General features: G+C 62.0%; 19 protein-coding genes, 3 tRNA genes, 2 other RNA genes and 4 pseudogenes. 16 read left to right on the top strand and 12 right to left on the bottom strand.

Annotated features, from left to right (window positions below; genetic code table 11):
* Positions 1-172 precede the first annotated feature (172 nt).
* A pseudogene (locus PD885_RS11630) lies at positions 173-1373 on the bottom strand (IS5 family transposase).
* 228 nt (positions 1374-1601) lie between these two features.
* Here PD885_RS11630 and PD885_RS11625 point away from each other — a divergent pair.
* From PD885_RS11625 to PD885_RS11580, 10 genes and pseudogenes are all read left to right on the top strand, one after another.
* Positions 1602-1973: pseudogene (locus tag PD885_RS11625) on the top strand (PmbA/TldA family metallopeptidase); the annotation flags it as partial.
* A gap of 232 nt (positions 1974-2205) precedes the next feature.
* Positions 2206-2778 carry a TonB-dependent receptor domain-containing protein gene (locus PD885_RS11620; RefSeq protein WP_040762998.1) on the top strand — a complete coding sequence of 191 codons (573 nt, stop codon included), beginning with the start codon at positions 2206-2208 and terminating at the stop codon, positions 2776-2778.
* A gap of 273 nt (positions 2779-3051) precedes the next feature.
* A non-coding RNA gene (locus tag PD885_RS11615) (sX9 sRNA) lies at positions 3052-3127 on the top strand.
* 191 nt (positions 3128-3318) lie between these two features.
* Positions 3319-4995 (top strand): 2-polyprenylphenol 6-hydroxylase, encoded by a 1677-nt coding sequence (gene ubiB / locus PD885_RS11610; RefSeq protein WP_088056892.1) that lies wholly within the window; start codon positions 3319-3321, stop codon positions 4993-4995.
* Between the two features lie 94 nt (positions 4996-5089).
* The gene (gene lexA / locus PD885_RS11605; RefSeq protein ID WP_002813825.1) at positions 5090-5731 is read left to right on the top strand and encodes a transcriptional repressor LexA; all 642 of its coding nucleotides are present in this window, start codon (positions 5090-5092) and stop codon (positions 5729-5731) included.
* Positions 5732-5903: 172 nt separating this feature from the next.
* Complete coding sequence (recA, locus tag PD885_RS11600) at positions 5904-6935, top strand: recombinase RecA (RefSeq protein WP_002813818.1); 1032 nt, start codon at positions 5904-5906, stop codon at positions 6933-6935.
* Positions 6936-7225: 290 nt separating this feature from the next.
* Positions 7226-7714 (top strand): recombination regulator RecX, encoded by a 489-nt coding sequence (gene recX, locus PD885_RS11595; RefSeq protein ID WP_002813816.1) that lies wholly within the window; start codon positions 7226-7228, stop codon positions 7712-7714.
* 108 nt (positions 7715-7822) lie between these two features.
* Complete coding sequence (gene alaS / locus PD885_RS11590) at positions 7823-10471, top strand: alanine--tRNA ligase (RefSeq protein WP_002813815.1); 2649 nt, start codon at positions 7823-7825, stop codon at positions 10469-10471.
* Between the two features lie 139 nt (positions 10472-10610).
* Positions 10611-10823, top strand: a complete 213-nt coding sequence (gene csrA, locus PD885_RS11585; RefSeq protein ID WP_002813814.1) for a carbon storage regulator CsrA — start codon at positions 10611-10613, stop codon at positions 10821-10823.
* A gap of 83 nt (positions 10824-10906) precedes the next feature.
* A tRNA-Ser gene (locus tag PD885_RS11580) sits at positions 10907-10999 on the top strand.
* Between the two features lie 366 nt (positions 11000-11365).
* On the opposite strand, the gene PD885_RS11575 is transcribed toward PD885_RS11580, so the two are convergent.
* Positions 11366-11441: non-coding RNA, sX9 sRNA (locus PD885_RS11575), on the bottom strand.
* A gap of 551 nt (positions 11442-11992) precedes the next feature.
* Between PD885_RS11575 and PD885_RS11570 the strand changes: the two are divergent.
* Both PD885_RS11570 and PD885_RS20775 read left to right on the top strand, forming a co-directional pair.
* Positions 11993-12212 (top strand): annotated as a pseudogene (locus PD885_RS11570) (chemotaxis protein); the annotation flags it as partial.
* Positions 12178-12408, top strand: coding sequence for a hypothetical protein (locus PD885_RS20775; protein WP_040762997.1), 231 nt, complete (start codon positions 12178-12180; stop codon positions 12406-12408). The pseudogene PD885_RS11570 and the gene PD885_RS20775, both read left to right, overlap by 35 nt.
* A 197-nt stretch (positions 12409-12605) precedes the next feature.
* On the opposite strand, the gene PD885_RS11565 is transcribed toward PD885_RS20775, so the two are convergent.
* A complete protein-coding gene (locus PD885_RS11565; protein ID WP_002813812.1) occupies positions 12606-13307 on the bottom strand; it encodes a pirin family protein in 702 nt (233 codons plus the stop codon).
* Positions 13308-13443: 136 nt separating this feature from the next.
* Between PD885_RS11565 and PD885_RS11560 the strand changes: the two genes are divergently transcribed.
* Positions 13444-14397, top strand: a complete 954-nt coding sequence (locus PD885_RS11560; RefSeq protein ID WP_002813809.1) for a LysR family transcriptional regulator — start codon at positions 13444-13446, stop codon at positions 14395-14397.
* Positions 14398-14485: 88 nt separating this feature from the next.
* Positions 14486-14888, top strand: a pseudogene (locus PD885_RS11555) (DedA family protein); the annotation flags it as partial.
* A gap of 14 nt (positions 14889-14902) precedes the next feature.
* Here the strand turns inward: PD885_RS11555 and PD885_RS11550 are convergent.
* The 8 genes from PD885_RS11550 to PD885_RS11515 all read right to left on the bottom strand — a co-directional run bounded on the left by PD885_RS11550 (position 14903) and on the right by PD885_RS11515 (position 19716).
* Positions 14903-14979, bottom strand: a tRNA-Arg gene (locus PD885_RS11550).
* A 96-nt stretch (positions 14980-15075) separates the two neighbouring features.
* Positions 15076-15152: transfer RNA gene (locus tag PD885_RS11545), tRNA-Arg, on the bottom strand.
* A gap of 205 nt (positions 15153-15357) precedes the next feature.
* On the bottom strand, positions 15358-16167 hold the full coding sequence (thiD, locus tag PD885_RS11540; protein WP_002813806.1) for a bifunctional hydroxymethylpyrimidine kinase/phosphomethylpyrimidine kinase: 810 nt from the start codon (positions 16165-16167) through the stop codon (positions 15358-15360).
* Positions 16168-16244: 77 nt separating this feature from the next.
* The gene (locus tag PD885_RS11535) at positions 16245-16727 is read right to left on the bottom strand and encodes a hypothetical protein (RefSeq protein ID WP_002813804.1); all 483 of its coding nucleotides are present in this window, start codon (positions 16725-16727) and stop codon (positions 16245-16247) included.
* Positions 16727-18124 carry a PhoH family protein gene (locus PD885_RS11530; RefSeq protein ID WP_002813802.1) on the bottom strand — a complete coding sequence of 466 codons (1398 nt, stop codon included), beginning with the start codon at positions 18122-18124 and terminating at the stop codon, positions 16727-16729. The genes PD885_RS11535 and PD885_RS11530 overlap by 1 nt, the downstream gene beginning before the upstream one ends.
* Positions 18125-18205: 81 nt before the next feature.
* Entirely contained in the window at positions 18206-18688 is a 483-nt protein-coding gene (locus PD885_RS11525) for a peroxiredoxin (protein ID WP_088056891.1), read from the bottom strand.
* 37 nt (positions 18689-18725) lie between these two features.
* The gene (locus PD885_RS11520) at positions 18726-19076 is read right to left on the bottom strand and encodes a ribonuclease E inhibitor RraB (RefSeq protein ID WP_088056890.1); all 351 of its coding nucleotides are present in this window, start codon (positions 19074-19076) and stop codon (positions 18726-18728) included.
* 13 nt (positions 19077-19089) lie between these two features.
* A complete protein-coding gene (locus tag PD885_RS11515; protein ID WP_002813792.1) occupies positions 19090-19716 on the bottom strand; it encodes a glycine cleavage system transcriptional repressor in 627 nt (208 codons plus the stop codon).
* Between the two features lie 93 nt (positions 19717-19809).
* Here PD885_RS11515 and dapA point away from each other — a divergent pair, with 93 nt between their 5' ends.
* Both dapA and PD885_RS11505 read left to right on the top strand, forming a co-directional pair.
* Complete coding sequence (gene dapA / locus PD885_RS11510) at positions 19810-20718, top strand: 4-hydroxy-tetrahydrodipicolinate synthase (protein WP_002813784.1); 909 nt, start codon at positions 19810-19812, stop codon at positions 20716-20718.
* Positions 20719-20734: 16 nt separating this feature from the next.
* Positions 20735-21250: a hypothetical protein gene (locus PD885_RS11505; protein ID WP_002813781.1), complete on the top strand. Its 516-nt coding sequence runs from the start codon at positions 20735-20737 to the stop codon at positions 21248-21250.
* Positions 21251-21372: 122 nt separating this feature from the next.
* Here the strand turns inward: PD885_RS11505 and fdxA are convergent, their stop codons facing one another.
* Complete coding sequence (fdxA, locus tag PD885_RS11500; protein WP_002813779.1) at positions 21373-21696, bottom strand: ferredoxin FdxA; 324 nt, start codon at positions 21694-21696, stop codon at positions 21373-21375.
* Positions 21697-21789: the final 93 nt, after the last annotated feature.

The following is a 21789-nucleotide window of genomic DNA, read 5'->3' as shown; positions in this document are numbered from 1 at the left end:
CTTGCCGCCCTTGACCCGGCGTGGCGCAAGCCGCGAGTCGCGCAGCCTGCGGGAACCGGTTTGCGCTCGCCAGTGGTCGTGCTCGGTTCTGCTACGGCGGTTGACGTTTCGATGTGCCGCAACGCAGAAGTGTGCAAACGGGACATAGGTAGTCGTCCCTGAAAAATCCCCTTCAAGCGCCAAGTGCCGTCGGTGACAGCGGCACGGCGCTCAAGGATGACCATCCCATCGCCCGCATCCAGGCACGCAAAAACGCGATCCAGCGCAGCAGCCAGCGCAGGTTGTAGCCGGCGGCGCAGCCGAGCACGTGCAGCGCATCGCCTTGTGCACCTTTCAGCCTGCAGCGACGCAAATCGCCACCGTCGGTTCTACGCTCACATCCTGCAGCAACCCGCGTGTCTGCTCCAGCTGCTCGGCCAAGGTATCGCCGTCGTACGGGTTGCCCGGGAAGCTGCGCGCACCCACGACCAATCCCTTGCAGGCGGTGACCGCAATGCCGACCTTGACGCCGAATTCGTACGCTTGACGCGCCTTGCCCTTGCCAATGCATTCCACTTCCGAGGCATGCAATGCGTACAGTTTTTGTTTGTCCTTCGGACGCTGCGTGTACAGCCGTTGCGCACGTTCCAGCCAGACAGCGATGCGCTCGCGCACGCCGGTGTTTACCTGATCGAGTTTGCGTTGGATGTCGCGCATGAGCCGTCCCAGCACTGTGCGTTGACGTCGCAAGATGCGCCGCATCCGCTTGAACTGGCGCGCATGCGCATACCGACCTGCCTTGCGGCTCAGGGCCGGGCCTTGCCGCGCGTAGCTCTGCCGCAATCCGATGCCGTGCCGCTTGGCCACTAAAACCAGCTTCTTGCGTGCCACCTCCAGCAAACGGCTGTCGGTCGGATAGGCGATCGCCTTCTCTTGCACCGTGGTGTCCACGATCACCCGCGACAACTCGCGTGCGTCCACCGCCTGCATGGCATGTGCGGCGTTGATGGTGTGCGCCAGCAGCTCTTCCATCCCGGCCTCACCCAGGCGCTGCCGCCAGCGCGTCAGCGAGCTGGCATCGCACGGCAAGCGCGTCTGGAACACGACCTCACCGGTGAAGAACTGCCAGTACGGATTCTCCAGCCAGCGCTCGCACACCGCTTCATCGGACAGGTCGTAGGCGTGTTTGAGGTAGAGCAAACCGGCAATGCCGGCCGACCGCCACCGGCCTGGGTGGCCGGCAAGCGCGATGAAAGTGCTTGCTCCAACGCCGTCCACGGCATCCGTTGGCTCAGCCGCGCCAGCGGATGACGCAGATCGATCTGGTTCTCCAGCCGCGAACGAAACAACTCGTCGGCGGGTCTGTCTTCGGCAGCAGGACGGCGTGTACGCATGGGCGGAAATTGCAAGAAACCAGCCTTCAGCGTAGCGAACACTGGTAGTTTTGGCACGCCGGTGCAGACATCAAGGCCTTGCGGTCGTTGGGTGGTTGGGGTTTTTCAGGGGCGACTAGGTATCTGGATCAATGCGGGCGCTCCCGCTGCCCGCACTGCGGCGCGACGTTCCACGGCCGCCCTGTGTCCGGCATCGCATCGCCGCGCGCCATGCGATAGAGAACTGCCGTGGACCGTCGTACCTTCCTCACCCTGTCGGGCATCGGTGCTGCTGGCTTGACGTTGCCGAACACCCGCCTGATCGCCGCCGAACAGTTGCTCACGCCCAACGATGCCGTACGCAGCCGGCGCTTGTCCGATACCGCGCTGAGCACCGCCAAGGCAGTCGGCGCCAGTTATTGCGATGTGCGCTTAGGCCACTATCTGCGCCAGTTCGTGATCACCAGCGAGGGGCAGGTGGAGAACGTGGTCAACGCCGAATCCAGTGGGGTGCGCGTGCTGGCCGATGGCGCCTGGGGTTTGCGGCCACCAACACGCTGACCAGCGATGGCGTAACCACCGCCAGGCGGGGCGGTGGCGATCGCCAAGGCCAACGCGCGGCCGGTCATCGCAAGCTGGTGCCCTGGCTGGCACGACGCGAGGTTGGCCAAATTGTCCTGGAGGCATCGGGCGGCTCCAGGGCCTGCGCGTCTTCAGCCCAGTGCCGCTGCAATAGCACTGGCGGTGTAGCTTTTCTGCCCAAAATATCCGCTAACGCACTGATGTGATAGATGAAATGCGAACGTATGAGCTATTTTTACACGTATGTCGGCTGAACCCCAATCTGGATCGCGTGCAGTCATCCGACGGCTTGTCCAGCGGCGTACAAGGAATCCTGCCGGTGGACGACACTGCATTTCCGGGCGAGTTCGTCGACAGTTATGAGCTTGGCGCCAAGACCACCTGGCTCGGCTGCAATCTACTGTTAAACACGACACTGTTCTACCAGGATTTCAGCGATTTTCAGCTCAACAATTTCCTCGGCACAAGTTTTGTGGTGCGCGCTATTCCTACCGTGGTGTCGCGCGGAATCGATACGGAAATTCTGTGGCAGGGCGCAGTGCCGTGCCTGATGTTGCAGGGCGGGCTCAGCTATACGGACACCGCGTATGGCGATGGCCCATTACCGGATGCGGATCTGACGCGACTTCCCGGCAGCCGTTTGAGCTTTGCGCCGCGCTGGTCGGCCAATCTGTCGCTGACCTACGAACATGCGCTTGGCAACCAACTGACCGGTCGTTTCAACCTCGGCGCCAAATACTCCTCCGACTACAACGCAGGCACCGATCTGGATCCGCAGAAGTCGCAACCGGGCTACACCTTGCTCAATGCGCGGTTAGGCATCGGCGCCGATGACAAGCGCTAGCTGCTGGAAGCGTGGGCGGAAAATCTGAGCAACGCAACCTACCGGCAGATCGTCATCGATACGCCGCTGCAGGCCGGTTCGTGGAATGCGTTTCTGGGTGCACCGCGCACCTATGGCGTGACCTTACAATTGCGCTATTGAGGTGTTTGCCCTGGACTGCGGAGCTGCATGTTCGACACGCGGCTGTGCGGGCCCAACGCAACTTGCGCTAAGAGTGGCTAACAAAACGGCTGCGCAGCCGCCAGGCGGGCGCGGGCCGCGCTCGGAATAGGCATGTACCCATCGTATACTGCGGTTCCTCCGCGCCGTCCGCACCCACTTGTCCACTGCTCGCTACGTTTTGTTAGCCACTCGTAAGCCCGCAGCCGACGAGGGCGCGACAGCGGCGGGCAGATCGGCTACAAACAAAGTCCCATTGCTGACCCGCGTGCCGATGCGTTCGCTTTCTGCTCCCGCCTCTTTTTTCTCGACACTGCATAACATTGCGCGGCGTGACTTTACGCAGCGCCTGACGGTTCCGCAAATGCAGGTGCTGCGCTGATGTGGGAAGCACTCAGCACCGTTCGTGATCTCGGGCGTTTGCAGGAAATCGCCTCGGTCCTGATGCGTTACGGCTTTGGCGACGTAGTGCGCCGCATCGGGCTTGCCGATGTGCTCGAACGCGCCGGCAGGCTGTTGCATTGGCATAACGCCGAGGGCCGCCTGCCCATGTCCGCCGCAATGCGCGTGCGACGTGCCTTGGAAGAACTCGGACCGACCTTCGTCAAATTCGGGCAGGTGCTGGCCACACGCGTGGATCTGTTGGCACCGGAATGGATCGAAGAGTTGAGCGAGCTGCAGAACGCGGCGCCGGCGCTGCCGTTCGAGCAAATCCGTCCGCAACTTGTCGCAGCGCTGGGCATGGAGCCGGAAAGCGTGTTCGCACGCCTGGACGAGCAACCGCTGGCGGCCGCATCGCTGGCACAGACGCACCGCGCCTGGCTGGCCGATGGCACACCGGTGGTGTTGAAGATCCGTCGCCCCGGCATCGGCGACACCATCGATGCGGACCTGCGCCTGCTCGCGCGGCTCGCCGAAATCGTCGAAACCCGCGCGCCCGATTTGAAGCGGTATCGCCCTGCCGAAGTGGTGCAGCAATTCACCATCTCGCTGCGGCGCGAACTGGACTTCGCTGCCGAATGCCGCAATGCCGAACGCATCGCAGCCAACTTTGCGCATGATCCGCAGGTCGTGGTGCCGGCCGTGTATTGGGAGTGGACGTGCGAATCGCTCAACGTGCAGGAGTTCATCGACGGCATTCCGGGGCGTGATCTGATCGCTGTCGATGCGGCCGGCCTGGACCGCAAGGCGCTTGCGCGCAGCGGTGCCGGCATCGTGCTGAAGATGGTGCTGCAGGACGGTTGCTTCCATGCCGATCCGCATCCGGGCAACATTTTCTATCTGCGCGACGGCCGCATCGCCGTCATCGATTTCGGCATGGTCGGGCGCGTCTCCGAGCAGCGCCGGTTCCAGGTCGCGCAACTGCTGCACGGCATGGTGAGCTACGACGCCGAAGCGGTGATCGACGTATTGCTGGAATGGGCCGGAACCAGCCTGGATATCGACGAATCGCGCTTGCAGCAGGACATCGGCGCGTTCGTCGATGAATATCGCGGCGTTCCGCTAAAGGAATTGCGCATCGGCGCAATGCTTGGCGATGTCACCTCCATCCTGCGCGATCATGGGCTGACGCTGCCGTCGGATCTGGCGCTGATGATCAAGGCCTTTCTCACGCTCGAAGGCATGGGGCGTCAGCTCGATCCAGATTTCGACATGGCTACCGAGGCGCGCCCGTATCTCGAACGCGTGGTGCTGCAGCGCTATGCACCACGCGCGATGTTGCGACGTAGCCGTCGCACCGTGACCGGCGCGATCGATCTAATTGGCGATCTGCCGCGTGACCTGAAGCGTCTGCTGCAGGCCGCCCGTCGCGGCAAACTGCAACTACACGTGGAAACACGCGCGTTGCGTGAGTTCGGCGAGCAGGTCGACCGTGCTGCCAATCGGCTCACGATGGGCATCGTCACCGCCGCACTGGTGATCGGCTCGTCTATCGTCATGAACAGTGTCGGCGGCAGCGCCAGCCGCTGGCTACTCGCATTGGGTGTGAGCGGCTTCATCGGCGCGGCGCTCTGCGGTATCTGGATTTTGTTCTCGATCTGGCGCAGTCGGCGTTAGAGCGCTGCCAGGCTCCTGACACCCTCCGCGGCGCTGCGGGCACGCAGCCACGCAGGTATTGCGCGGGCGGAAATTAGTAGTAATACTACTAACTATGGACCTGACCGAAACCCAGCAAGCTATCCTGGCCTTGATCGCCAAGCACATCGATGCAGACGGCGTTCCGCCTTCCCAGACTGAGATCGCGCGTGCATTTGGCTTCAAGGGCGTGCGCGCGGCACAGTACCATTTGGAGGCACTGGAGCAGGCCGGCGCAATTCGTCGTGTGCCTGGCCAAGCCCGCGGCATCCGTCTAGCCGGGCAGGGCGCGCAGTCGCGCACGCCGCCAGTGGGCGAGCCCTTCCGCGACAACGTCCTGCGTCTGCCGGTGCTGGGCCGCGTCGCGGCGGGTTTGCCGATCGGCGCCGATATCGGTTTGGATGACTTCGTGGTGCTGGATCGAGTGTTCTTCTCGCCGTCGCCGGACTATCTGCTCAAGGTGCAGGGCGATTCGATGCGCGACGAAGGCATCTTCAATGGCGACCTGATCGGTGTGCATCGCACCCGCGATGCGCGCTCGGGGCAGATCGTGGTGGCGCGGATCGATGAAGAGATCACGGTCAAATTGCTGAAGATCGGCAAGGATCGCATCCGGCTGCTGCCGCGCAATCCAGATTACGCACCGATCGAAGTGCTGCCGGATCAGGATTTCGCGATCGAGGGCCTGTATTGTGGGCTGTTGAGGCCAAATCGCTGAGCACTGTGCCGATGGCTGTGCTGGCTTTTTCCCGAGCCGGTACTGCAGGATTCCCCGCTGCCACCGCAGTTATCGCATCCCTAATCTAAGTGTGTCGCCTCCAGTCTCAGCTTGTGTGATACACCGCCGCTACATTAGCCCCATACCGAAATCACTGACAAGGATCACCCAGATGGATGAGAACAAGAAGCGCGCCCTTTCTGCTGCACTGAGCCAGATCGAAAAACAATTCGGCAAGGGCTCGGTGATGCGCATGGGCGACCGCGTGATCGAGGCGGTCGAAGTTATTCCGACCGGCTCGCTGATGCTGGACATCGCACTGGGGATCGGTGGTCTGCCGAAGGGCCGCGTGGTTGAAATCTACGGCCCGGAATCCTCGGGCAAAACCACCCTTACCCTGCAGGCGATTGCTGAGTGCCAGAAAAAGGGCGGCACTGCGGCCTTCATCGACGCCGAGCACGCACTGGACCCGATCTATGCAGCCAAGCTGGGCGTCAATGTTGACGACCTGCTGCTGTCGCAGCCGGATACCGGTGAGCAGGCGCTGGAAATCGCCGACATGCTGGTGCGTTCCAGCTCGGTGGACATTGTGGTGATCGACTCGGTTGCCGCACTGACCCCGAAGGCAGAAATCGAAGGCGAAATGGGCGACCAGCTGCCAGGTCTGCAGGCTCGTCTGATGAGCCAGGCGCTGCGTAAGCTGACCGGCAACATCAAGCGTTCCAACACCCTGGTGGTCTTCATCAACCAATTGCGTATGAAGATCGGCGTCATGATGCCGGGCCAGAGCCCGGAAGTGACCACCGGCGGCAACGCGCTGAAGTTCTACGCCTCGGTGCGTCTGGATATCCGTCGTATCGGCGCGATCAAGAAGGGCGACGAGATCATCGGCAACCAGACCAAGATCAAGGTGGTCAAGAACAAGCTGGCGCCGCCGTTCAAGCAGGTCGTGACCGAAATCCTATACGGCGAGGGCATCAGCCGCGAAGGCGAGTTGATCGACATGGGCGTGGAAGCCAAATTGGTCGATAAGGCCGGCGCCTGGTACAGCTATGGCGAGGAGCGCATCGGGCAAGGTAAGGACAATGCCCGTACTTACCTGCGCGATAACCCGCAGGTTGCCGTCCGGCTGGAAGCCGAGCTGCGCGAGAAGTTCCAGCCTGCCGAAGCGCCGCGCGAAGCAGACGATGCCGAGAAAGAATAAGTTTCGCCGGAACGACCCCGCGCTGGTAACCAGGGACCAGTGTCGGTGATGCACGGAAACCGTCATGTACACGTGGTACTTGGCGGTTCAAAGCACCGTCTGCACCTGGCTGCTGGCTACGTAACGGTGGTATGCGGCAATTGTGATCACGCTGCAAGTTTTTCTATCACGGGGACGGCGGAGTCAGTGCCGTTTCTCTTCGCGGTAGATCTATCGAAGGCCAGGAGGGCAGGTGCCACGGACGGCGCATTGATTTAGCAATTGATTTTGGCGGTTCAGGACACCTCATGATGGACGAGCAAGAGCCCGCGCTACAGCGGGGACGTGCTTTAAAGGAACAGACACCGGTCCAGCGCGCACTTGGTCTGCTGGTGCGTCGCGAGCATTCGCGCAAGGAATTGAATCGGAAGCTGATGGCACGGGGGATCGAGCCGGAAGCTGCGCAAGCCGCCGTCGATCGCCTTACAGGCGAAGGCTGGCAGGATGACACCAGGTTTGCGGCCGCGGTAGTGCGTAATCGTGCGGGCTCGGGCTATGGCCCCCTGCATATTCGTGCTGAACTCGGAACCCATGGCCTGGATAGCAATGCCATCAGTGCTGCTATGTCCACCTTTGAAGGCGATTGGACAGAGAACGCACGCGATCTGATCCGTCGTCGGTTCGGTGAGGAGGGGCCTGTTGATCTGCCGCAGCGGCGCAAGGCCGCCGATTTGCTGGCCCGGCGTGGTTTTGATGGCAACAGCATTCGCAGTGCCACGCGCTTCGACCTTGACGACTGAGGACTGAGGGCGTCAGGGCTGCTACTCTTGGCGGTTTAAGGTTGTTCCGCTCATCTGCGCCCACATCTCGTTGGGTGACTGGGACTGCCGCCCGCCTAATGCCAGCCCATGAACGCACCTGCCAAATTCAGCACTTCCCAGATCCGTATTGACTTCCTTGCGTTCTTCGAGGGGAAGGGCCATACCATCGTGCCATCCGCGCCGCTGGTGCCGGGCAACGACCCGACCTTGCTGTTCACCAATTCCGGCATGGTCCAGTTCAAAGATATCTTTCTTGGCGCGGAAAAGCGCAGCTACGTGCGCGCCGCGGACGTGCAACGCTGCCTGCGTGCGGGCGGCAAGCACAACGATCTGGATTCGGTGGGCTATACCGCACGTCACCACACCTTCTTTGAAATGCTGGGCAATTGGTCGTTTGGCGACTATTTCAAGAAAGACGCCATCGCATGGGCGTGGGAGCTGCTGACCCAGGTCTGGAAGCTCCCGGCCGACCGCCTGCTGGTCACGGTCTATCACACCGACGAAGAAGCCTTCGAACTGTGGCGCGACATGATCGGAATTCCGGTAAGTCGCATCGTACGCATCGGCGACAACAAGGGCGCGCCGTACGCATCGGACAATTTCTGGCAAATGGCCGACACCGGCCCGTGCGGCCCGTGCACCGAGATCTTCTTCGATCATGGCGATCACATTGCCGGTGGTCCGCCCGGTTCGCTGGACGAAGATGGCGATCGCTTCATCGAGATCTGGAATCTGGTCTTCATGCAGTTCGACCGCCAGCCCGATGGCACTTTGGTACCGCTGCCGGCCCCCTGCGTGGACACCGGCATGGGGCTGGAACGTCTGGCCGCGATCCTGCAGCACGTCCACACCAACTACGAAATCGACCTGTTCCAGGCGCTGATCGGCAATGCCAGCGCACTGACAGGCATCACCGACCTGGAGACCAAGTCGCTGCGGGTGATCGCCGATCACATCCGCGCGTGTTCGTTCCTCATCGTAGACGGAGTGCTGCCGTCCAATGAAGGCCGCGGCTACGTGCTGCGCCGGATCATCCGGCGTGCGCTGAGGCATGGCTGGATGCTGGGCGTACGCCAGCCGTTCTTCAGCAAGATGGTGCCGACCCTGGTCGAGCTAATGGGCGAAGCCTATCCGGAGCTGATGGCGGCGCACGAGACGGTTGAGCGTGCCTTGCTGGCCGAAGAGGAGCGCTTTGCCGAGACGCTGGACGCCGGCATGAAGATCTTCGACGACCTCGCTTCGCGCTCGCAGGACGTTATTCCCGGTGCCGATGCCTTCCGTCTCTACGACACTTACGGCTTCCCTGTCGATCTGACTGACGATATCGCGCGCGAGCGCGGCATGCGCGTTGACATGGAGGGCTTCAAGTTCGCCATGGAGCGTCAGCGCGAGACCGCGCGTGCGGCAGGCAAGTTCGGCGGTGGCGTCGCATTGCCGGCCGATCTGGTCGCAACCATGTCGCCGACGGTGTTCCTCGGCTATGAATCGCACGATGCCGATGCGCTCAAAGTCGTCGCGTTGCTCAAGCAGGGCCGTCCGGTCGAACGTGCAGAAGCGGGCGATGAGGTCATCGTATTTACCGACCGCACGCCGTTCTATGCCGAGTCCGGTGGCCAAGTCGGTGATAGTGGCCAGCTGAGCGGTACCGACGTCTCCATCGACATCCTCGACACACAGAAGTTCGCCGGCCAGTTCCACGGCCATATCGGACGCATCACCGAGGGCGCGCTTGCGCTGGGCGATGTGCTCGCAGGTGGCATCGACGTGCAACGTCGCGGCAAGACCATCCTCAACCACTCGGCAACGCATCTGTTGCATGCCGCATTGCGCGAAGTGTTGGGAACGCATGTGCAGCAGAAAGGCTCGCTGGTTGCGCCTGATCGCTTGCGTTTCGACTTCTCCCACTTCCAGCCAATCACCGCTGAAGAGCTCGCTGTTATCGAGCGCAAAGTCAATGCCGAGGTGCGAACCAACCACGGCGTTGAAGTGCACAACATGGCTATGCAAGAAGCGTTGGACTTCGGTGCAATGGCTTTGTTCGGCGAAAAATATGGCGAGAACGTCCGCGTGCTCAAGATGGGCGGCTACTCAACCGAGCTCTGCGGTGGCACGCATGTCACTCGCACCGGCGACATCGGCTTGTTCAAGATCACCTCCGAAGGTGGCGTGTCCTCGGGTGTGCGCCGCATCGAAGCGGTTACTGGACAGGGTGCACTGGATTACGTGGCCAACGAAAAGCGTCGCTTGCTCGAGGTAGCCAGTCTGCTTGGCGGCAATACCACCGAGGTGGTCGACAAGGTACGTGCACTCACCGAGCGTCAGAAGCGGCTGGAGCGTGAGCTGGAATCGCTCAAGGCCAAGCTGGCTTCCGGTGCGACAGCAGATCTGAGTTCCCGTGCAGTTGATGTGGCAGGCGTCAAGGTAGTCGCAGTGCGTCTGGAAGGCTTCGATGCCAAGGCGCTGCGCGATGCGATGGATCGTTTGAAGCAGCAATTGGGCGATTCGGTGATCGTGCTGGCGGGTGCCGCTGACGGCAAAATCGCCCTCGTCGCTGGTGTGAATGGCAGCCCAACTGGCAAGGTGAAGGCGGGGGAACTCCTCGGCCATATCGCCACTCAGATCGGGGGCAAGGGCGGAGGCCGTCCGGATCTCGCCCAGGGTGGCGGCGAGGACGGGCCCGCCCTTGCTACCGCACTCGACGGTGTGCCATCCTGGGTCAAGCAACACTTGGGCTGAACACTTGGCCTGCTATGCCTTGCTGGCTAGCGGGATCTCACGCTATTATTTTCTGTCTATTCCCTTTATCCAGGGCGCGTCTCATCTAGGAGGCCGTCGATGCTGGTGGGAAATCCACCGGTTCAAGGAGATTTGCAAAATGTTGATCCTCACTCGCCGGGTATGCGAAACCTTGATGATCGGCGACTCGGTCACTGTTACCGTGCTCGGCGTCAAGGGTAATCAGGTGCGCATTGGTATTACCGCACCCAAGGATGTAGCTGTACACCGCGAAGAAATCTATCAGCGCATCCAGCGTGGGGATGAGCCCGTCGCCTCGGGCGCGCATCGCAGCGACGATTCTTCGAATTGATCGTTGCAAAGGGTTTACGTTAGCCCCTCTTACCCGGTATTCTTCGCGGCCTGCCACGGAAATCGCGGCAGGCAGCAAAAATTGGAGCGATGCCCGAGCGGCTGAAGGGGCTCCCCTGCTAAGGGAGTATAGGGTCAAAAGCTCTATCGAGGGTTCGAATCCCTCTCGCTCCGCCAGTGTTTCAGACGCCCGCAAATCAATGATTTGCGGGCGTTTTCATTTGGGTTGGGCCCTTTGTTAGGGCATTTGAGCGCGGTACCAGCGCCTCTACGGCGACCCGAATCCGTTGTTTTGCAATAGCTAATTGAAGTGCGTGCCGGCATTGAGTCAAAACGCATCGATCAATGCTTCATCGCTCCCCGCTTCCAAGTCGTGGCCGGCAGGCCCCTCCTTGTAATGGACAGCAAACCAACTTTACAAATGTATGCAGCCTGCTGCCGGTATTTCCACATTAGTAGCGCTTTTTGGCGTCCGTTTTGGCAAGTTCAATCGTCCTGTTGCATGCACACGTTTCAGTCATAAGGACTCATGTGAGTAAGAGTGGCTATGAAAACGTAGCGAGCATTCGCCAGATGGGTGCGGACGGCGCGGAGGAACCGCAGTGCACGAGTGGTACATGAGATTCCAAGCACCGGGTGCGCCCGCCTGGGGGCTACGCAGTCGTTTTGTTAGCCATTCTAAGGCGGGTCGTCTAGTTGCCTCACGTTGTCGCATGCATGCGATGGCCATGTGGCGCCGCGCCTGTGTACATCGCGGCGCCTGCGAAAGTCATCGCCAAAATCCTTGAAAGACCTCGCTCCGGTTGTCTCGTGCTTGTCGGGTGCCCGGGTGTCCCGGTAAGTGCCGCACGCACTGCAGTCATGCTCAGCCTTGCGGTGAGGCTGCGCTTCGAATGCTATCAAGCTGGCCGTGCGATGCATGCGACGCGATGCGCAGGTAGCTTCTTGATCGATACCGTCTTCTCGCGCGTCAATTGTTGCCATCGCGGATGAGGGATGGGCTGCTGCTGGTGTCACACGAGTGGTTGCGTGCGCCTGATGCGTGACGGTTCGATTGATGCAGCGACGGATCGTCATGTCGGTGAGTGGTTACTTGTGCAGACCGCCATGTCTTATCCGTGGTATGCCGGATTTTGACGTGATGCGCCTATCGCATCTACTCGAACGCCTACAGATCGATCCGGCAGGGGACGTATCGCGCTGTGAAGTACGCCGCCGAGATCACCTCGCAGGTGCGCCAGGCCGCCGATTTTGAGAGGCGGATCGACGCGATCGACAGGGTGATGGCGGTCTTCGAGTTTCGCTCGATGGCACGGTGCTCGATGCCAACCAGAAATTTTTGCAGGTGAGGGGCTATGGGCTCGATGGAATCGGTGGCAAGCACCGGCGAGGTTATCAACACCACTGTCGGTATCGGTGTGCAAGCACGCGATCAGGTGCAGTTGGTCGATGATCTGGAGCGTTCTGCACGTGTCTCGGAGGCTGAGCCGGATGCTTTGTTTGCACTGGTCTACGGTGCTGCCTACGGGTCCGCTGAGCAGGTCGATCTGCGTGTCATGCAACACGTCAAGCCGCAGGCGGCGTAACCGCGATGCGGGTCCGCAGCGCGTGCGACGCAGCCTTATCGAGGCAGCTACGCAAAAGCTTGCAGCGATAGCGGCGCCATTCACCCAAAGGTCCGCGTAAGACAAAGCCGACCGAAGCGGGCTTGTCTGTTTCATCGAGTGGCTGGCGTGCAGCACGCGAACATGTCGCAACGCGTTATACGACCTACGTCCGCTGCTTACTTGGGCAGATCGAACACCAGCACTTCCGCATCCCGTGCATCGGCCAGCACGATCTCCGGCTCGCCGGTGACCTGCAGCGCATCGCCGGCCGACAGCACTTGGCCGTTGACGCTTAGGTTGCCGCGTGCCAACTGCACGTAGCCGATGCGGCCTTCAGCCAGTGGCTGCCGCAGGCGCACGCCGCCGTCGAGGATCGAGGCATACAGGCGCGCGTCCTGGTGCAGGCGTAGCGAGCCGTCCTCGCCATCGGGCGAGGCGATTAGGCGCAACTGGTTGCGCTTGCTGTCTGCGTCGAAGTGTTTCTCTTCGTAGCTAGGTTCGATACCGTTGCGCTTGGGCACCACCCAGATCTGCAGAAAATGCACCGGCTCGCTGGGCGAGTGATTGAACTCGCTGTGGGTGACGCCGCTGCCGGCGCTCATCCGCTGCACATCGCCGTAATGCAGCACCGAACCAGTGCCCATGCTGTCCTTGTGCTCTAGCGCGCCGCCCAAAACGTAGGAAATGATCTCCATGTCGCGGTGTGCGTGGGTGCCGAAGCCTTCGCCCGGCTGCACCTTGTCTTCGTTGATCACCTGCAGCGGGCCGATGCCCATGTGGCGCGGGTCGCGATAGCTGGCGAAGGAAAAGGTATGGCGCGAGGACAGCCAGCCATGCTCGGCGCGGCCACGTGTTTCACTCTTGCGGACGTTCAACATGGCGCTTCTCCTTGAAAGATTCAAATGGTGCCGGGGGCGTGAATCGGTATCCCAGCGGATTGATAATTAGTTTCTGCTTTCGCGCCAGAGAGAAAAAGCGAGTAGATTTGGCCGGTATCATCGAAAAAATCGAACAATGAAAATCAGCTTGGAAGCCTTGCAAATCCTGGATGCGATCGACCGTCGAGGGTCGTTTGCAGCCGCGGCCAAGGCGTTGTTCAAGGTGCCGTCAACGATTTCCTACATGGTGTCCAAGCTGGAGGACGATCTGGGTGTGCAGCTGTTCGAGCGAGTGGGGCCAAAGGCAACGCCGACTCAGGCCGGGTGCGAGCTGTTGCGCGAAGGGCGTCATCTGTTGCGTGCCGCGCAGGAGCTGGAAGTGCGGGTACGACGGGTGGCGTCGGGCTGGGAATCGGACTTTGCGATTGGGTTGGATGCGATCCTGCCGGTCGCCTTGCTGCAGGCGCAGATCCTGGACTTCTACACGGTGGCCGACAGCACACGCTTGCGTGTGTTGAGCGAGTCGCTATCGGGCAGTTGGGAGGCGTTGCTGGACCGGCGCGTGGACCTGATCGTTGCGGCGGGGGAGGGGCCAAGTGGTGGCGGGTATGTCGCTGAGCTGATCGGTATGCTGCGCTTCGTGTTCGCAGTGGCGTCCACGCATCCGCTGGCGGGCGCCGGCACGTTGGGTGCAGCCGAGCTGGCCGAGCACCGCGCGATCGCAGTGGCGGATTCTGGGCGGCGTCTGCTGCCACGCACCGTCGGCTTGTTGTCCGGCCGCGATGTGCTCACCGTTCCGGACATGCAGACCAAGCTGCTGCTGCAACTTGCCGGTGCCGGCTACGGCTTCCTGCCCGAGCCGTATGCGCGCGGCGCGTTGCAGGATGGCCGGCTGCGCGAAGTGCAGGTGGAAACCCACAAACCCGACGAAACCTTTTATCTGGCGTGGCGACCGGGCGAGGAAGGCGAAGCGTTGGGATGGTGGCGTCGCGCATTGCGCAGCGAAGGCCTGTTCGAGGGCTGGTTGCAGTCGCTTGCCGAAACGTATCGTTCCGTCGCTGCCACAGGCAGTCGCACGTGCGACGAATAGCGGATAAGGGCCGCTCGCAGTCGCGCAGGGGCGTCGCATGCAAGGCTTGATCGAACAGAACGGATTGGCGCTGGTGCTCGCCAAGGAGCAGTCGTTGTGCCGGTTGTCGATGTCGCGCGATACCTACGTGAAAAAGACCGAGCGTTTCCTTTCGCGCTGGGGCGTGCGGGTGCTGGCGATGGCCAAGTTCGTACCCAGGTTGTCGATGGTGCCGATGGCCGGCGCACTACGCGTGCGGTCCGGCAGCATTCTTGCGCTACGACGCCTTCGGTGCATCTCTGTGGGCATGCGTCGGTGCGGTTGTTTGCACATCAGGTGCAGGACTTGCTCCCCTTTGGGTCCGAGCTGAGCTCGGCCGCAGTGGTGTGGTGCTGGCGGCGATGTTAGCCGGCTACGTCGGTTAGCGGTGGTGGTCGGCGGGCGGATGCTCTCGGCGCGACAGCCTGATCGCACCATTAAACGACAGGCAAAAAAAGACCAGCAAGCTGGTCGTTTTCTTCAAGATTGGTGCGCCCGGAGAGATTCGAACTCCCGACCGCCTGGTTCGTAGCCAGGTACTCTATCCAACTGAGCTACGGGCGCATATCTTGTTTTGGCTTGCAGATCTGACGCGAAAGGATGGGACCTTTCTAACTAAAAAGACACCAACTTACAGTTGTCTTTTTCATGTTCTGAAGATGGTGCGCCCGGAGAGATTCGAACTCCCGACCGCCTGGTTCGTAGCCAGGTACTCTATCCAACTGAGCTACGGGCGCTTCGTCAGCAGCGGAATTATGCGGATGCCTGTCGTACTCGTCAATCCCTTTATGAAATTCGATTGCCGTCGACCTCATCGGCAAGACCGCGCCGCTCCGAACGCCGGCAGCCGCAGCAGCGTGGCGACCGGCCGCGCCAGCGCGCAGCGGATCACTTGCCACTTGTGTCCGTCGGCGGCGCTGGCGGCGAGCGTGCTGTGCCCGCTCATGCGCTGGGCGCGGCACCGAAATGGTCGAGCAAAAGTACGTCGCTATGACCGGGCGACTGGCCGAGGCGGATGGCGCGCGCAACATAGTCGATCGCCGCTTCGCAGGCATTGAGCAACGACAAGCCCTGGCACAGCTGCGCAGCGATTGCCGCCGACAGGCTGCAACCGGTGCCGTGTGCATCGACCTGCAGACGAGGATGCATAAACATGTCCTGGGTGACGCCGTCGTCGAAGCGGTCGATCACACGCGCGCCTTCGTGCAGATGGCCGCCCTTGAGCAGTACGGCGTTAGCGCCAAGTTCGAGTAAGGCGGCGGTGGCGTGCTCGGCGGCGTCGGCATCGTCGATATGGCGACCGGTCAACAGCTCGGCTTCGAGCGTGTTGGGCGTGATCAGGGTGGCCAGCGGCAGCAGGCGTGTGCGCAGCGCATCCAGTGCGGCGTCTTCGAGCAAGCGCGCGCCGCTGGTGGATACCACCACCGGGTCGAGCACCACGAACGGTGGGCGATGTTTTTCGAGCAGGTCGGCCACGCAATGGATGACTTCGGGGTTGGCGAGCATGCCGAGCTTGACGGCCTGGATCTGGAAATCGGCAAAGCAAGCATTGATCTGCGCCTGCAAGAACGCGATCGGCGGGATATGCACGGCAGTGACTGCGCGGGTGTTTTGCGCGGTCAAGGCGGCGATCGCCGATAGGCCGTGCACGCGATGTGCGGCGAAGGTCTTGAGATCGGCTTGAATGCCGGCACCACCGCCGGAATCGGAGCCGGCGATGGTCATGGCGGACAGCGTGCTGGGCGTGGTCATGCGCCGATTCTGCACTGCTCCGGTTGCCGCTGTGCAGAGTGTTTGTGTTTGCGTGCGCGATGCCGGCACCTACGTCGTCACGGCGTTCCGTTCACCGCAATGTGCGAAAACGCACCGGTCTGCGGGTCGTACAGCGCGCCCCAGAATGCGCTGCCACCGCCGCAGACCTGAATCGCCTTCCTAGCCGGTTTCACTGGTGGATCGTTCGGCAGCTTGAACGCGTTGATGTAAATCAGCTGCTGGCCCTGGATCACCACGCCCACGTATTGCCGGTCGAAATCGCGTGGATCGGGGATGGCGGGCGTCAATGCGTCCTGTCGGGATTCGAGCTGTTCGATCTGTTGTCGGCTCGGTGTCCAATAGCTGGTGGTCTGGTCGGGATGGCGCGCCGGGCTTTCGCGCGAGCAGGTGTCCAGCACCTGCTCGGCAACGCTCCGGCGAGTGATGACCCACGACTGCCCGTTCTTGATGTTGGTCGGCACGCTGGATGGCGGCTGCGTGGTGGCGCAGCCGGCCAGCATGATCACAGCGAGCGCCGCAGCGCCGCGTAGCGCCTGCATCACAGCACCTCTGAGGCGAAGTCGGCCAGGCGCGAACGTTCGCCACGCCGCAGCGTGATGTGCGTGCTGTGCGGCCAGGCCTTGAAGCGATCCACCGCGTAGGTCAGGCCGGAGGTGGTTTCGGTGAGGTAGGGCGTATCGATCTGTTCGACGTTGCCCAGGCACACGATCTTGGTGCCGGGGCCGGCACGGGTGATCAGCGTCTTCATCTGTTTCGGGGTGAGGTTCTGCGCCTCGTCCAAAATCAGATAGCGCGACAGGAAGGTGCGCCCGCGCATGAAGTTCATCGAACGGATCTTGATGCGGCTGGCGAGCAGATCGTTGGTCGCCGCACGCCCCCAGGCGCCGCCTTCCTGGTTGTGCGTGAGCACTTCCAGGTTGTCGGTCAGTGCGCCCATCCACGGGGTCATCTTTTCTTCTTCGGTGCCGGGCAAAAAGCCGATGTCTTCGCCCACGCTGACGGTGGCGCGGGTCATGATGATTTCGCGATAGCGCTGCTGGTCCATCGTCTGCGCCAGGCCGGCGGCCAGCGCGAGCAGGGTTTTGCCGGTACCGGCGGTGCCGAGCAGGGTGACGAAGTCGATCTCCGGGTCCATCAAGGCATTGAGCGCGAAATTCTGCTCGCGGTTGCGCGCCACGATGCCCCACACCGCGTGCTGGCCGCTGCGGAAATCGTCGACCAAGCACAGCGTGGCCTTGCCGCCTCCGACCTTGGCCACGCGCAGTTCGACCTCGTCCTCGCCCGGCAGATACAGGTACTGGTTCGGATACCAGTCTTCATCGTCGGCCAGCACGATCTCGTAATGCGTGCGGCCACGCTCGTTCCAGCTGCGCAGGTCTTCGTTGTGCTTCTGCCAGAAGTCTTCCGGCAGCTCGACGGCGCCGGTGAACAAAAGGCTGAAATCGTCCAGCGCGCGATCGTTCTGGTAGTCCTCCGCATTCAAGCCGCTGATGTAGGCCTTGATGCGCAGGTTGATGTCCTTGGACACCAGGATGACCGGCACATCCTGGTTTTCTTCGCGCAGCGCCAGCACGGCGGCCAGGATTTTGTTGTCCGGAACCAGCGCGCCGAAGGTGCGGCCCGGGTCGGTTGGATGAATCTGGAAATACAGCCGGCCGATTGCGGCCTGCCCCTTGAGCTGGATGCCTTGTGGATGGCTGAGCAGAATGCCGGCCTGGATCTGCTCGGCGTTGGCGTTCTCCAGCAACTCGTCCAGAAAGCGGCTGACCTGGCGCGCGTTGCGGCTGACTTCGGAGGTGCCCTTCTTGGCGTTGTCGAGCTCCTCGATCACCTGCATCGGCAGGAACACATCGTGTTCTTCGAATTTGAACAGCGCGGTGGGATCGTGCATCAGCACGTTGGTGTCCAGCACGTAGATGCGCTTGCCTCGGGTCATTGGGTTTTCCAAGTGATGGAGCAGGGGCGAGCCATCACGCCTGCGGGGCAGGGTGATGGAGGATGCGGGAAACGAAGGGCGTCACTGTTTGGCGTGCGCCTTCAATGCGGTCAACACGGACTCGGCATGGCCGGCGACCTTGACCTTGCGCCAGGCCTGCACGACATGCCCCTCGGGCGACAGCAGGAAGGTGCTGCGCTCGATGCCGAGCACCTGCTTGCCGTATATGTTTTTTTCCTTGATCACATCGAAGACGCGGCACAGGGCCTGCTCGCCATCGCTGATCAGCGGGAACGCAAATCCTTGCTTGGCGCAGAAGTTGTCGTGCGACTTCACCGAATCGCGCGAGACGCCAAGCACAACGGCGCCGGCCTTTTTAAACTGCGGCAGCAGTGCGTTTAAGTCCAGGCCTTCGGTGGTACAACCGGGCGTGCTGTCCTTCGGATAGAAATACAGCACCACCCATTTGCCGGCATAACCGCGCAAGGTGGTCTGGGTGCCGCCGGACAGCGACAGCGGCAGGTCGAAGGTTGCAGCGGGTAATTCCAGTACAGCGTCGGTCATCGTTGCTCAGCCCTAAGTGGAGGGGCGTACGGCGCGGTCATGCCGGGCCGACGTCCATCCCATCATAAGCAGCCACATGGAAACGTTTGGGAAGTGCGTCGAACTCTGCATTGCGCTGATTCAGCGACTCGATGCTGTGACGTTCCAGCTTGTCCACGTGCAGAAAATACGACTCTTCGTCGTCGCCATCGTCCTCGTCGCGTTCGCCGAGAAAGATATCGATGACGCGGTAGCCGTCCTGGGTCAGTTGCTCGGCAAGTTGTTGCAGCGGTTGTTGCGCCGGGTCGGCGAAGAAATATTCCCAGCGCAACGGCCCATCGAGATTCCAGTCGGTCTCGGAGCGGATGTGGTCGAACATCTGTTTCAGCGCGGAGATCGCGATGGCCATCGGTATTGCTGCCTTAGAACTTCATCGGGTCCATGATCGCGTCGAGATTGAGGTGATCACAGAATTCCAGGAAATCATCGCGTAATGCGGCGATGTGCATGTTGGCCGGCACGCCGATCGTCACCTGCGCAGAGAACATCTCCGCGCCGGTCTGCATGGCGCGGTAGCGCGTGCTCTGCAGGTTCTCGATAGTGATGCCCTGGCGGTCGAAGAAATCGGCCAGTTGAAACAGGATGCCCGGCTTGTCGGCGGCAATGACCTCGACGATGTAGGGCAGCAGGTTGGACTGGGTCTGCTTGGGGCCGGTTCGGTACCACACCAGCTTGAGGCCTTCCTCGCGTTCCAGCCGGGTCAGCATGGCTTCGAGCTTGGCGACCGAATCCCAGGAGCCAGTTGCCAGGGCGGTGACCGAGACGTCGCGCCCTACCGTGGCCAGGCGGGCGTCCACGAGATTGCAGCCGCTGTCGGCGATGCGGCGGGTGACGGGCAACAGGGGGGACTCCGGATGCGTCGTATAGGCATTGATCAGGAGGTGATTTTCGGTCGGCGAAGGCCGAGGTGTAGAGTCGGTCAAAGGGGCTTCCGGCATTGCATCAGGCTGAATGGCCGCCCGGGCAGGCGCCCTGGCGGTGACCAGCATACTTGCCCGTGGTTTCGCGCCGCAAGTAACATGCAGGTGGTCGCAACCCGCGCGTGCGCGGGCCTTTTCCTGTCACGTAAGAGCAACAGAATCTTGTCCCTTTCCGGCATCATCACCGCACTGGCGACCCCTTTCGGTCCCGATGGCGCGCTCGACCTGGATGCTTGGCGGCGGCTGCTGGAACAGCAGCTGCGCGGTGGAGTGCAGGGAGTGGTGGTTGCCGGCTCCACCGGCGAAGCCGCCGCGCTGAGCGACGATGAGTACGACATGCTGTTGCGCGCCGCCGTTACGCAGGTGGTCGGTCGTGTCCCGGTGCTGGCCGGTACCGGGCTGTCGGGCACTGCCAAGACCATCGCACAGACGCGCCGTGCCGCCACACTGGGTGCGCAGTACGCGCTGGTAGTCACGCCGCCGTACGTACGTCCCACCCAGGCCGGTTTGAAAGCGCACTTCCTGGCGGTCGCCGACAGCGGCGGGTTGCCGGTGGTGCTGTACAACGTGCCTGCACGTACCGGCTGCGATCTGCTGCCGGCAACGGTTGCCGAGCTGGTCGACCATCCGAATATCGTCGGCATCAAGGAGGCGCGTAGCGAACCTGAGCGCATTGCCGCGCTGGTTGCGTTGCGTAGCGACACCTTCGTGCTGCTCAGTGGCGACGACGGCAGCGCTGCGCAGTCGATGCTGTCCGGCGCTGCGGGGCTGATTTCGGTGGCGTCCAATGTCTTGCCGGCAGCGTACCGGCGCTTGTGCGATCTGGCCTGCGATGGCCAGCGCGAGGCCACCATTGCCTGGGACGCGCGCCTGAGCGAGTACCACAGCTTCTGCGGTATCGAATCCAATCCCACCCCGGTCAAGGCGCTGCTGCAGCGCGCCGGGATCGGCCACGGCCTGCGCTTGCCGTTATTGCCACTTTCTGCGGCGCACCAGCCTGCCGCCGACCGCCTTGCCGCCGACGCGATTGCGTTGGAAGCGCTTTCCAGCCGCGAAATGCTCGCGGCCTGACCCAGGAGATTTATCGATGCCTCATTTCGTTTCCCCCGTCCGCGTGCTTTCGCTCGCGTTGCTGGCGACCGCCACCGTCGCCGCGACGAGTGGTTGCAGCTGGTTTCACAAGGGCGCACGCGGTGACTACGCGCTGGCCCCGGAAGCCCGCCCGCTGGAAGTGCCGCCGGATCTGAACCTGCCCGACACCTCCGGTGCGATGAAGGTGCCGACGCTGGCGTCGACCACCCAGCAGAACACCTCGGCACCGTCGGCAAGCGCCAACAGCGGGTTCACCGTGCCAGGCGAGCGCGATGAAGTGTTTACCAAGGTCGGCGCGGCATTGGCCGACATTGCGGGCCTGACCATCGCCAGCAAGGCGCAGATGCTCGGTTCCTACGACGTGACTTACGAGGGCTCCAGCTTCTTGGTGCGCGTGGTCAAGACCGATGCCGGCAGCTATGTGTCGGCCGTGGATCCGCGTGGTATGCCGGCAACGGCGGCAGCGCCGTTGGCGGTGATCACTGCGCTCAAGGGCAAGCTGGGTAGCTGAGGTCGTTGCGGCATGTTTGACAGTAAAACGGGCGCCCTGGGCGCCCGTTTTACGTTTCGGTGCGGTGTCTCAGTGCTGCGTCGTCGACAAGTGTCTCGCCGGATATCGCGCGCCGCGCTGCCTCAGCGCTGCAGCAGCGGCAACTTGTTCGGCTTGCCATCCCATTGGGCGGCATCGGGTAGCGGTTCCTGACGCACGGTGAGAACCGGCCAGGCCTTGGCAAGTTCGGCATTGAGCGCGACGAAGGCTTCCTGGCCGGCTGGGACGTCGTCTTCCGGGTAGATTGCGTTGGCCGGGCATTCTGGTTCGCACAAGGTGCAGTCGATGCACTCGTCCGGGTCGATGACCAGGAAGTTCGGGCCGACGTGGAAGCAATCCACCGGACAGACCTCGACGCAGTCGGTGTATTTGCACTTGATGCAGTTCTCGGTGACAACAAAAGGCATGGCGGAATCCGGCGTTAAGCCCGTCAATTCTAAAGCAGTCCGGTAGTGGGTGTGGGGTTGCTGGACTTCAAGCCTAGTCCGTTCGGTGGCTGC

This window comes from Xanthomonas fragariae, assembly GCF_900183975.1.
Lineage (GTDB): Bacteria > Pseudomonadota > Gammaproteobacteria > Xanthomonadales > Xanthomonadaceae > Xanthomonas > Xanthomonas fragariae.
The sequence above is the reverse complement of the archived record's forward strand: the minus strand, read 5'-3'. Positions and strand labels throughout refer to the sequence as shown.

Coding starts and splice junctions, on each gene's coding strand:
- csrA (WP_002813814.1), top strand. CDS start 10,611: ATGTTGATCCTCACTCGCCGGGTATGCGAAACCTTGATGATCGGCGAC.
- ubiB (WP_088056892.1), top strand. CDS start 3,319: ATGTGGGAAGCACTCAGCACCGTTCGTGATCTCGGGCGTTTGCAGGAA.
- PD885_RS20775 (WP_040762997.1), top strand. CDS start 12,178: ATGGGCTCGATGGAATCGGTGGCAAGCACCGGCGAGGTTATCAACACC.
- PD885_RS11505 (WP_002813781.1), top strand. CDS start 20,735: ATGCCTCATTTCGTTTCCCCCGTCCGCGTGCTTTCGCTCGCGTTGCTG.
- thiD (WP_002813806.1), bottom strand. CDS start 16,167: ATGACCACGCCCAGCACGCTGTCCGCCATGACCATCGCCGGCTCCGAT.
- alaS (WP_002813815.1), top strand. CDS start 7,823: ATGAACGCACCTGCCAAATTCAGCACTTCCCAGATCCGTATTGACTTC.
- PD885_RS11565 (WP_002813812.1), bottom strand. CDS start 13,307: ATGTTGAACGTCCGCAAGAGTGAAACACGTGGCCGCGCCGAGCATGGC.
- PD885_RS11535 (WP_002813804.1), bottom strand. CDS start 16,727: ATGCAGGCGCTACGCGGCGCTGCGGCGCTCGCTGTGATCATGCTGGCC.
- fdxA (WP_002813779.1), bottom strand. CDS start 21,696: ATGCCTTTTGTTGTCACCGAGAACTGCATCAAGTGCAAATACACCGAC.
- PD885_RS11560 (WP_002813809.1), top strand. CDS start 13,444: ATGAAAATCAGCTTGGAAGCCTTGCAAATCCTGGATGCGATCGACCGT.
- PD885_RS11530 (WP_002813802.1), bottom strand. CDS start 18,124: ATGACCCGAGGCAAGCGCATCTACGTGCTGGACACCAACGTGCTGATG.
- recX (WP_002813816.1), top strand. CDS start 7,226: ATGGACGAGCAAGAGCCCGCGCTACAGCGGGGACGTGCTTTAAAGGAA.
- PD885_RS11525 (WP_088056891.1), bottom strand. CDS start 18,688: ATGACCGACGCTGTACTGGAATTACCCGCTGCAACCTTCGACCTGCCG.
- recA (WP_002813818.1), top strand. CDS start 5,904: ATGGATGAGAACAAGAAGCGCGCCCTTTCTGCTGCACTGAGCCAGATC.
- lexA (WP_002813825.1), top strand. CDS start 5,090: ATGGACCTGACCGAAACCCAGCAAGCTATCCTGGCCTTGATCGCCAAG.
- PD885_RS11515 (WP_002813792.1), bottom strand. CDS start 19,716: ATGCTGGTCACCGCCAGGGCGCCTGCCCGGGCGGCCATTCAGCCTGAT.
- PD885_RS11520 (WP_088056890.1), bottom strand. CDS start 19,076: ATGGCCATCGCGATCTCCGCGCTGAAACAGATGTTCGACCACATCCGC.